This is a genomic window from Peptoclostridium sp. (assembly GCF_009881055.1).
Taxonomy (GTDB): domain Bacteria; phylum Bacillota; class Clostridia; order Peptostreptococcales; family Peptostreptococcaceae; genus Peptoclostridium_A.
Genome location: NZ_WXFG01000009.1, coordinates 1 through 6,908, shown reverse-complemented (window position 1 = coordinate 6,908; position 6,908 = coordinate 1). Strand labels below are relative to the sequence as shown.

At 41.9% G+C, this 6,908-nt stretch carries 16 protein-coding genes; all 16 read right to left on the bottom strand.

Going from position 1 to position 6,908, the window contains the following annotated elements:
- Positions 1 to 273: 273 nt before the first annotated feature.
- The gene (locus tag GT589_RS02075) at positions 274 to 441 is read right to left on the bottom strand and encodes a hypothetical protein (protein WP_293395257.1); all 168 of its coding nucleotides are present in this window, start codon (positions 439 to 441) and stop codon (positions 274 to 276) included.
- Complete coding sequence (locus GT589_RS02070; RefSeq protein ID WP_293395254.1) at positions 441 to 626, bottom strand: hypothetical protein; 186 nt, start codon at positions 624 to 626, stop codon at positions 441 to 443. The genes GT589_RS02075 and GT589_RS02070 overlap by 1 nt, the downstream gene beginning before the upstream one ends.
- Before the next feature lie 16 nt (positions 627 to 642).
- Positions 643 to 1,002, bottom strand: coding sequence for a RusA family crossover junction endodeoxyribonuclease (locus tag GT589_RS02065; RefSeq protein ID WP_293395251.1), 360 nt, complete (start codon positions 1,000 to 1,002; stop codon positions 643 to 645).
- Positions 983 to 1,147: a hypothetical protein gene (locus tag GT589_RS02060; protein WP_293395248.1), complete on the bottom strand. Its 165-nt coding sequence runs from the start codon at positions 1,145 to 1,147 to the stop codon at positions 983 to 985. Before GT589_RS02060 ends, GT589_RS02065 begins: the two co-directional genes overlap by 20 nt.
- A gap of 15 nt (positions 1,148 to 1,162) precedes the next feature.
- Complete coding sequence (locus GT589_RS02055; protein WP_293395245.1) at positions 1,163 to 1,366, bottom strand: hypothetical protein; 204 nt, start codon at positions 1,364 to 1,366, stop codon at positions 1,163 to 1,165.
- Positions 1,367 to 1,443: 77 nt separating this feature from the next.
- Positions 1,444 to 1,641 (bottom strand): hypothetical protein, encoded by a 198-nt coding sequence (locus tag GT589_RS02050; protein WP_293395242.1) that lies wholly within the window; start codon positions 1,639 to 1,641, stop codon positions 1,444 to 1,446.
- 58 nt (positions 1,642 to 1,699) lie between these two features.
- Positions 1,700 to 1,987, bottom strand: coding sequence for a hypothetical protein (locus tag GT589_RS02045; RefSeq protein WP_293395239.1), 288 nt, complete (start codon positions 1,985 to 1,987; stop codon positions 1,700 to 1,702).
- A complete protein-coding gene (locus GT589_RS02040; protein ID WP_293395236.1) occupies positions 1,984 to 2,226 on the bottom strand; it encodes a hypothetical protein in 243 nt (80 codons plus the stop codon). Before GT589_RS02040 ends, GT589_RS02045 begins: the two co-directional genes overlap by 4 nt.
- Before the next feature lie 18 nt (positions 2,227 to 2,244).
- Positions 2,245 to 2,841 carry a hypothetical protein gene (locus GT589_RS02035; protein WP_293395233.1) on the bottom strand — a complete coding sequence of 199 codons (597 nt, stop codon included), beginning with the start codon at positions 2,839 to 2,841 and terminating at the stop codon, positions 2,245 to 2,247.
- A 14-nt stretch (positions 2,842 to 2,855) separates the two neighbouring features.
- A complete protein-coding gene (locus GT589_RS02030; RefSeq protein ID WP_293395230.1) occupies positions 2,856 to 3,272 on the bottom strand; it encodes a single-stranded DNA-binding protein in 417 nt (138 codons plus the stop codon).
- Positions 3,272 to 3,622, bottom strand: a complete 351-nt coding sequence (locus GT589_RS02025) for a YopX family protein (protein WP_293395227.1) — start codon at positions 3,620 to 3,622, stop codon at positions 3,272 to 3,274. The genes GT589_RS02030 and GT589_RS02025 overlap by 1 nt, the downstream gene beginning before the upstream one ends.
- A 1-nt stretch (position 3,623) precedes the next feature.
- Positions 3,624 to 3,818 (bottom strand): hypothetical protein, encoded by a 195-nt coding sequence (locus GT589_RS02020; protein WP_293395225.1) that lies wholly within the window; start codon positions 3,816 to 3,818, stop codon positions 3,624 to 3,626.
- Between the two features lie 4 nt (positions 3,819 to 3,822).
- Positions 3,823 to 4,395 carry a hypothetical protein gene (locus tag GT589_RS02015; RefSeq protein WP_293395223.1) on the bottom strand — a complete coding sequence of 191 codons (573 nt, stop codon included), beginning with the start codon at positions 4,393 to 4,395 and terminating at the stop codon, positions 3,823 to 3,825.
- 13 nt (positions 4,396 to 4,408) lie between these two features.
- Positions 4,409 to 4,990 (bottom strand): hypothetical protein, encoded by a 582-nt coding sequence (locus GT589_RS02010; RefSeq protein ID WP_293395220.1) that lies wholly within the window; start codon positions 4,988 to 4,990, stop codon positions 4,409 to 4,411.
- A 4-nt stretch (positions 4,991 to 4,994) separates the two neighbouring features.
- The gene (locus GT589_RS02005; protein ID WP_293395260.1) at positions 4,995 to 5,612 is read right to left on the bottom strand and encodes an ATP-binding protein; all 618 of its coding nucleotides are present in this window, start codon (positions 5,610 to 5,612) and stop codon (positions 4,995 to 4,997) included.
- A gap of 124 nt (positions 5,613 to 5,736) precedes the next feature.
- The gene (locus GT589_RS02000; RefSeq protein ID WP_330582837.1) at positions 5,737 to 6,603 is read right to left on the bottom strand and encodes a hypothetical protein; all 867 of its coding nucleotides are present in this window, start codon (positions 6,601 to 6,603) and stop codon (positions 5,737 to 5,739) included.
- Between the last annotated feature and the right edge of the window lie 305 nt (positions 6,604 to 6,908).

Below are 6,908 nucleotides of genomic sequence, written 5' to 3'. Positions count from 1 at the left end.
TCCCCTATAAGCGCTCTTCTTCTTTTCTTTTCTGGACTCTCGTTTCTTCTTCCCATAATAAAAAACCTCCAAACTGATTTTATTCTACATCAGTTTGAAGGTTTACACAAACTATGAAACGGTCTCTAATCGTAATCGCAGTCATGGAAAACTTGGGTACCTTAGCCCCGAAACATTTGAAAATCTTTATTTTGAAAGTCGATTAAGGGTTGCTTAAAAACCACTCTTAATTTGTGTCCATTTTATTGACATAGATACACTTCAACACTCTCCTTATTCTATATTTCCACCTGCCCACGCTTGGTTGATAAGATCTATCCCTATAGTCCCCATCATCACCCTTTCGATGGGTTTTTGCTTTTCGTATCCGTCCTCTATGTATTTTTCAGCCACCTTTGTAACTTTGCCTGTCTCATCGTCTACATCCATCACTATTCTCATTATCTCTCCTCCAATCTCTTCATGACTCCAACCATCAGTTTTTCCATTCTTCCAGGGCCAAACCCAAACCGCTCATGCAATGCCTCTCTGTAAGCCTCCATCACTTCTTCCTGCGCTCTGAATATGATGTTGTTGATAGTGCCTTCGAACTCAGCCGTACTCATCTTGGATAGCCGCTTTTGCATCTCTCTGGATGATTGCCTACTCTGCTGCCTGTTCAATCTCCATCACCTCAATTTCAGTCCTTGGGTTCTTTCTGTCCACCTTCCCTTGGAGCCTTAGCTCTATGTTGCTGAAGCTGTCGTCCTCAATCACTCCTGCCTTCACAAGCCCATCCAGAAGGAACTTCCCGGAGTAATTATCCGGGTCTCGCCTTCTTTTATCTCTAAAGAAGTACGTTATCCTCACCTGAGCGATTTGGAAGGGCTTCTTAGGCTTTTTTACGCTTCCTCTGACCAACCACTCCCATCGCTTCTTTTCTTCGCTGTAGGCATGAAAAGAGTTCGAATTTCCCATATACTTATTGTTGCTTGGTGGTATATCATTTATGATTATCTTCATTTCGCACTTCCTTTTGCTTTCCGAGTTTCAAATTGCATTCCTTGGCTGCCTCTTCAATCGCTTCGTGAGGATCCATGCCGTCGAAGTATTTCTCGACGGCAATCTTGGCAGCCTTTTTAGCTATCGCATCATACAGTATTCCCATAGCCTAGCACCTCCCTTACTCCTCCAAAATCATCATTATTGACGCTTTAGTGTTTTTTGCTGGAATATAAATTCCTTCAACCTCAATGCTTCTATTTGCAAAGTGTACTATCTCTTTTCCGCTTTGCCTGAGGCTTTTAGCTAGGTCAATTAATAGGTTTTCCGGCAAAGCAGCTTTTTCAAATTTGCTATTTGATACTAGATAGCATCCGATATTCACTCCTGCACCTCCCTTATTTCAATTTTTGCGTTTTTTTTGAAATAACTCCTTATTGCGCTATTTGCTTGGATTGCGAATTACTTGTCAGTCTTTGATTCTTCCATTTTCCCTAACTCATACATTCTATCCAGTAACTCTAGTCCAAAATCGAACATTTCAGAATATGTGCTATAACTAATTTCGCCTACTGCGTTGAGCCCATGTAAATAGTCTGCCATTTCCGATTTTAACTTTTCTTTCAAAGACGCCGCATTTGAAATTCCCCATCCTGCCATTTTTTATTCCTCCTTTGTTATAAATGCAAATTTGTCGCTATTTATTCAGATTACGTAATTACCTTGTCACCTTGTATCCTTCAGCTTCTAGAAATTTTATGGCCGCTTCTACCTTGTCGATGTACTTCACAACCTCTTTTTTGTTTTCAAATTCGGCATATCCTAGCATTACTAATCTATTTATCGTCTGAGCATTAATAGGCTCGTACCATGGCACTTTTGTTCCAGGTTCGCGATATTTCTCAGGTACATACACGTAAGGCACTCCTATATCTTTTCTTCTATACAATACTTTGTTGTTTCTGAGCACCTCAAGCCCTTGTTCTAATACTGGTGTTAGTTTCATTTCCACTCACTCCTTTTCTCGTACACTTTCCCATCGACAACTTCAAGATCTTCACTCTCGTCCAGATATATAACCATGCTTTTCATAAACTCGAAATAATAATCAGTTGCGCACTCCGAACCACAAAAGTATTCACATTCTAAAGCACTATATTCTATTTCCATGTCTGGCGTTAGCTCTTTTCCGCACCATTTACATTTTAGTGGTCCATCGCTGCGCTCTACGCTTATAACTTTCATTCTTCACACCTCCCTAGATTAATTTAAGCCGTTCATGAATTTTGAATATTTCTCAAAATAATCCCATCTGTTCATGTATTTGTCGTATCGGCTATTAGATCCGATTGATAGCTGCTTGACCTTCAGGTCCTTACTTGGAATTATTAATATTTTTTCTATGGCTTCGCTATGACTAACTGCAAATGCCATGAATATATCACAAGAATGGTACATGTTTTCCAAATTGAAACTATGGAAAAATTTCGCTTTTTCATATTCGTATGGCTTTGCCACTTTCACATCAACTTTGACAGCTCCATTTACAAGCAAATCATACGGATGCCTAGTGCTCATTTTTTCTACAGCATACCCTAAGCTCTCCAACATGTCTTTTGCCTTAAGTTCGTACCTCACCCCAAGCTGTGTTTCGCTTTTCTTAACTTCAATTTGCAATCTATCAGCCCATTGATAGAATCCCCCGGTTTTAGCTATTTTATTAGTCAAGGCATCATCACCGGTTATAACCTTTATCTCCGCGCAGCTTGGCATTCTGTCTATGTTTAGGATTTTCATGACGTTTCTTATTTCATATTCTATTTTTTCATCAGTCCATCTAATTCCGTGAGTATAGCCCATATAGCAATCACTCCTTAAAATGGTATGAAATCATCGTCGTCCAGCGCCTCAAATCCTTCTGGATCTAGTCCCGTGTACTTGCCTTGGCCTGCCGATTGACTTCCGTCACTTTTCTTGTCGCCCCACTCCAGAAACTCAACTCTGGTTGCATTGATAACTGTTCCGTAGTGCTTGACTCCGTCTTTTTCGTAGTTGTTGTTTCTGAGTTCACCCTCTATAGCTACAAGCCTGCCTTTGATGAGATTGTTGGCTGCGGCCTCTGCCGTCTTGTCCCAAGCTTGAATCTTAAAAAAGTCTGCATCGTATTTGCCTTCTTGATTTTTGAAGGTCCTGTTTACTGCTATATCAAATTTGCATACCGCTTTTCCGCTAGTTAGGTATGAAAGGTCTGGATCCTTCGTGAGTCTTCCGATTAACACCACACTGTTCATTATTCCACCTCCAAAAGTTCTGGATTTTCGTATCTATTGCCCTTCATTCCCATGTTCTTAGTTTGAGTTATAATCATGGCTCCTGGCATTTCTAGGTTCACCAATTTAAACGATGCCTCTTCTTTGTTCCAGCATACTTCCCACAGCATATGTTCTTCGTCTTCAAGTATGTCGCCCTCGAATATATCATTGCCATTCTTGTCCTTAAGGTCCGTATACTGCATAGCCACAAAATCTTCTCTATTCTCCCATTCTGCATTCTCTATATGTATGACATTTTCACCTATAGCATCCACCTTGCACATTTCTTTGTTTTGTTTATCCCAAAATCTAAATTTAAACTCTCGCATTCTATTCCGCCTCCATTTCAAGCTTTAATAAGTTTTCGCTTAAATCTTCAAGTATTTCCAGCCTGCAAAACCTGCAAGCTTTATAATTCCCATCACAATCCTCGCACTTACTTCCAGCGATCATTTCCTCTATTACCTCTCTATATTCTTCTGAATTCTCAATTAGGTTCTTTACAATTTGGTTCATCATTATCACTCTCTTATAGGTTTATTTTATCTATGTCAACTGCCAGTGCTTTTGTCAAAGCCTTGAGCAGGTTCTGCGCATCTTCTCTGCTATACTCTTCCGTGTCTATCTCGTACTTGTCTCTGAACACTCCCACGCTTGCTCTTCCGCAAGTGATATATAGCGAGTCCAACACCGCTTCATCCTCAATCGGGTATTCTGGGCCAGGGACAATCTCATCTTGCAGCTGTGTTGCTGTTACTTCTTCAATCACTCTCGCTGTTTCCACTGCCTTCTCCTCCTTCGCTCTGCCTCCGTCTCTGCGTGGTATTCCATATTTGTCCATCCATTTAATCAGAGTTGCCGATGATGCTCCCAGCTCCTTGGCGGCATAGTGCAGAGTCAATCCCCGCTCTAAATACAGCTCCTCTATCTTCTCTTTCGGCGGCATCGGTATTGCCTGTTTCCCACATTTAGACTTTTCGACTTTCGATTCCTCTTTCCTCTTAGCCCCGTCTAACACCCCATACAGTTGCGCCATGGCAGCCGCTTCCTTCTCAATGTCATATGTGGCTGATTGCGGCTCTATTGGTATTCGCTTCTCCACTTCATCCGCCTCCTTATTCCCAGATATTTATTCCTGCTTTCCTCATTCTCGAAAGCTTGTGCTCTATTGAAGCTCTGCTCCTGCCTAGCCTTTCACCTATCTTCTCGTGCGATAATCCGGCTATTATATATGCCTTGAGCTGCTGCGTCTCCTTCTCGCTCCAGCGCTTTTGCATAATCTTCTTTTCCTTCCTGGCGTCGTCCACCCAATCAGGCTCAGGCAGTATTGTTCCCGGTTCTATCCTTGAAAAGTCAATCCTGTGCTTATGCTTATTCGCCCATTTCCACCAATCTGCTGGGGCTATCATGATGAAAGCTCGCACTCCTCGCGTTCTTCGCCTTGTTGCCTTCAGGCCTTTTTTATCAATCCATCGAAGGACCGTCTTGTTATCTACGCCGACAAGTCTTGATAAGTCCAGAGCCGTCAGGAGCCCTGTCTGTTCTCTCGTGCATCCCATGCCCAGCCTTTTCAGCTTCAACTCTATGGCATTCTTGGATCTCCCGAGCTTCTTGGCCATGTAATCATAAGATGCATGCCCCACCTTCATGGTGATATAATCTATTTCATGCTGTTGCCACGCCTTGCCATTCGCCACGGTATCACCTCAATAACAGCTTTTCTATTTCAACGTTGTCGCTCTGTCTAAGCTTGGTCCTTATGTCCTCTTCAGGGCACTTCACCGGAAACACCATTCCTTTTATCCTAGACTTGATTCTGTCGTCATGCTTAAGCTCATCTATCTCGCAGTTGCTGGTGTATATCGTTACAAGCTTACTTAGCATTCTTTGGTTGATTATCTCGTAGAAGGTTTCATTCACCCAACCTGTGATTCTTTCGGTTCCAATATCATCAAGTATGAGGACCTGCACCGTCTTGATTGCTTCAAGATACTGGCTAGTATTCATACCTTCAATGTCATATCCTCCATACGTATGCTTGATTTCATCCAGCAGCTTTGTTGTAGTCGTAAATTTCACTCTGGTTCCATATGTGTCTATGAGCGCATTCCCGATGCCTACGGCAAGCCTGCTCTTCCCGGAACCTTTGGTGTTTGAATAGAAATATAGGCCAGTGGACTTTTCCTGCATCTGCTCAAAAGCTTTAACATAGTTGACAGCTATCTTCTTCGCCTGGGATGATAGTGTCTTGTTGCTCCCTGATTCGTATATGTCAGTCTTATAGTCTCTAAGCTTAAGATCCTTTAGCTGCTCAGGCATTTCAGCAAATCTATATTTGTTTTGAAGTATCTGCTTTTCTCTGCACTTGCAAGGTTTAGCATAGTCGAGCCCGTCCTGCATGTAATGTATCATTCCTGAGCCGTTGCATGCCCCGTAAGGGCAGCTAGAAGTCGATGTCTTGCATTTCTCGCTCGGCTTTTTCGATGTCGATTTGCTTAGCTGACTCAAGTTGTCGTATTTCCCAGTCAGCAAGTTTTCTTTCGCCTGTCTCAGAAGTTCCTGCAGCTCCATTGCCGTTTACCTCCTTGTCTACATAGTTGCGCTCTAACACCTTGATGTAGTTGTTTGGCTTAATAAGCCAGTCAAAGCTGATTATCCAACTTCTATTGTTTTGCCCTCTTAAAAAGCTTGATTCCTTGATATGCTCAATGCACTGATATATGCTATCCTGCCCGTACTCCTTCAGCCGTGCCTTTAGGAGCGTGGCTCTATTGTTTTTTATGCTCACTAACTTTTGTAGTCCGAGTTCATTCCAGGCGGTTATTATGGGGGTCGATTCGTCAGAATTGACGGAAGACTCGTCAGAGTCTGACCTATGATTATCTAACCTATCCTTACCTAACTCTAACCTAACCTTACCTAACCTAACCTGTGTATCCACGTCGTATCCATCATGTATACATTTTGTATCCAAATCGCAATCTTCTTGCATGTGGTAGGCTCCGTTATCGCTTATTAGCTTTGCCTTCTCTGCTTTGTACATGGTTTCGTTGTATCTATCAGTTTGGATGTAATTGTGTATACGCCAATGCTTAATCACGCACACTCCGCTTTCAAATGGTATTACAAACCCTTTAGCTATTAGCAGTTTCATGTCGTCGTCTGAACACCCTGCTATCTTCATAATCTTTTTAGGTGATGCTATGAATCCATCGTCATCAGCCCTCATCGACAGATGAAAATATAACAATTGTGTACTTGTTGGCATATCAAGAAAATGGTCTGTGTCTATTATTTTCATGCTAAACATCCTACGTTGAGCCATCTAATCACCTACTTCATCATCATAAAAATCAACATCGCCGCTGTAATCACTAACCCTATTCTCAATTGCATATATTTCTTCAATCTCTTCACCCTTCTTGTCTCTATCGTTATCACGACTTCCTCCTGCCGGCTCTTTTGGCTCCGTCCCTAGACTTTCTGATAGACTGAATCATGTAGTCGTTTATGATGTTAGCATAAAAAGTGGACATGCATCCTGAGTGGGATAAAATATATGTAAGGAGCGTGTTGCAAATGAGTACTAAAAAATCGTATACAAAAGAATTTAAG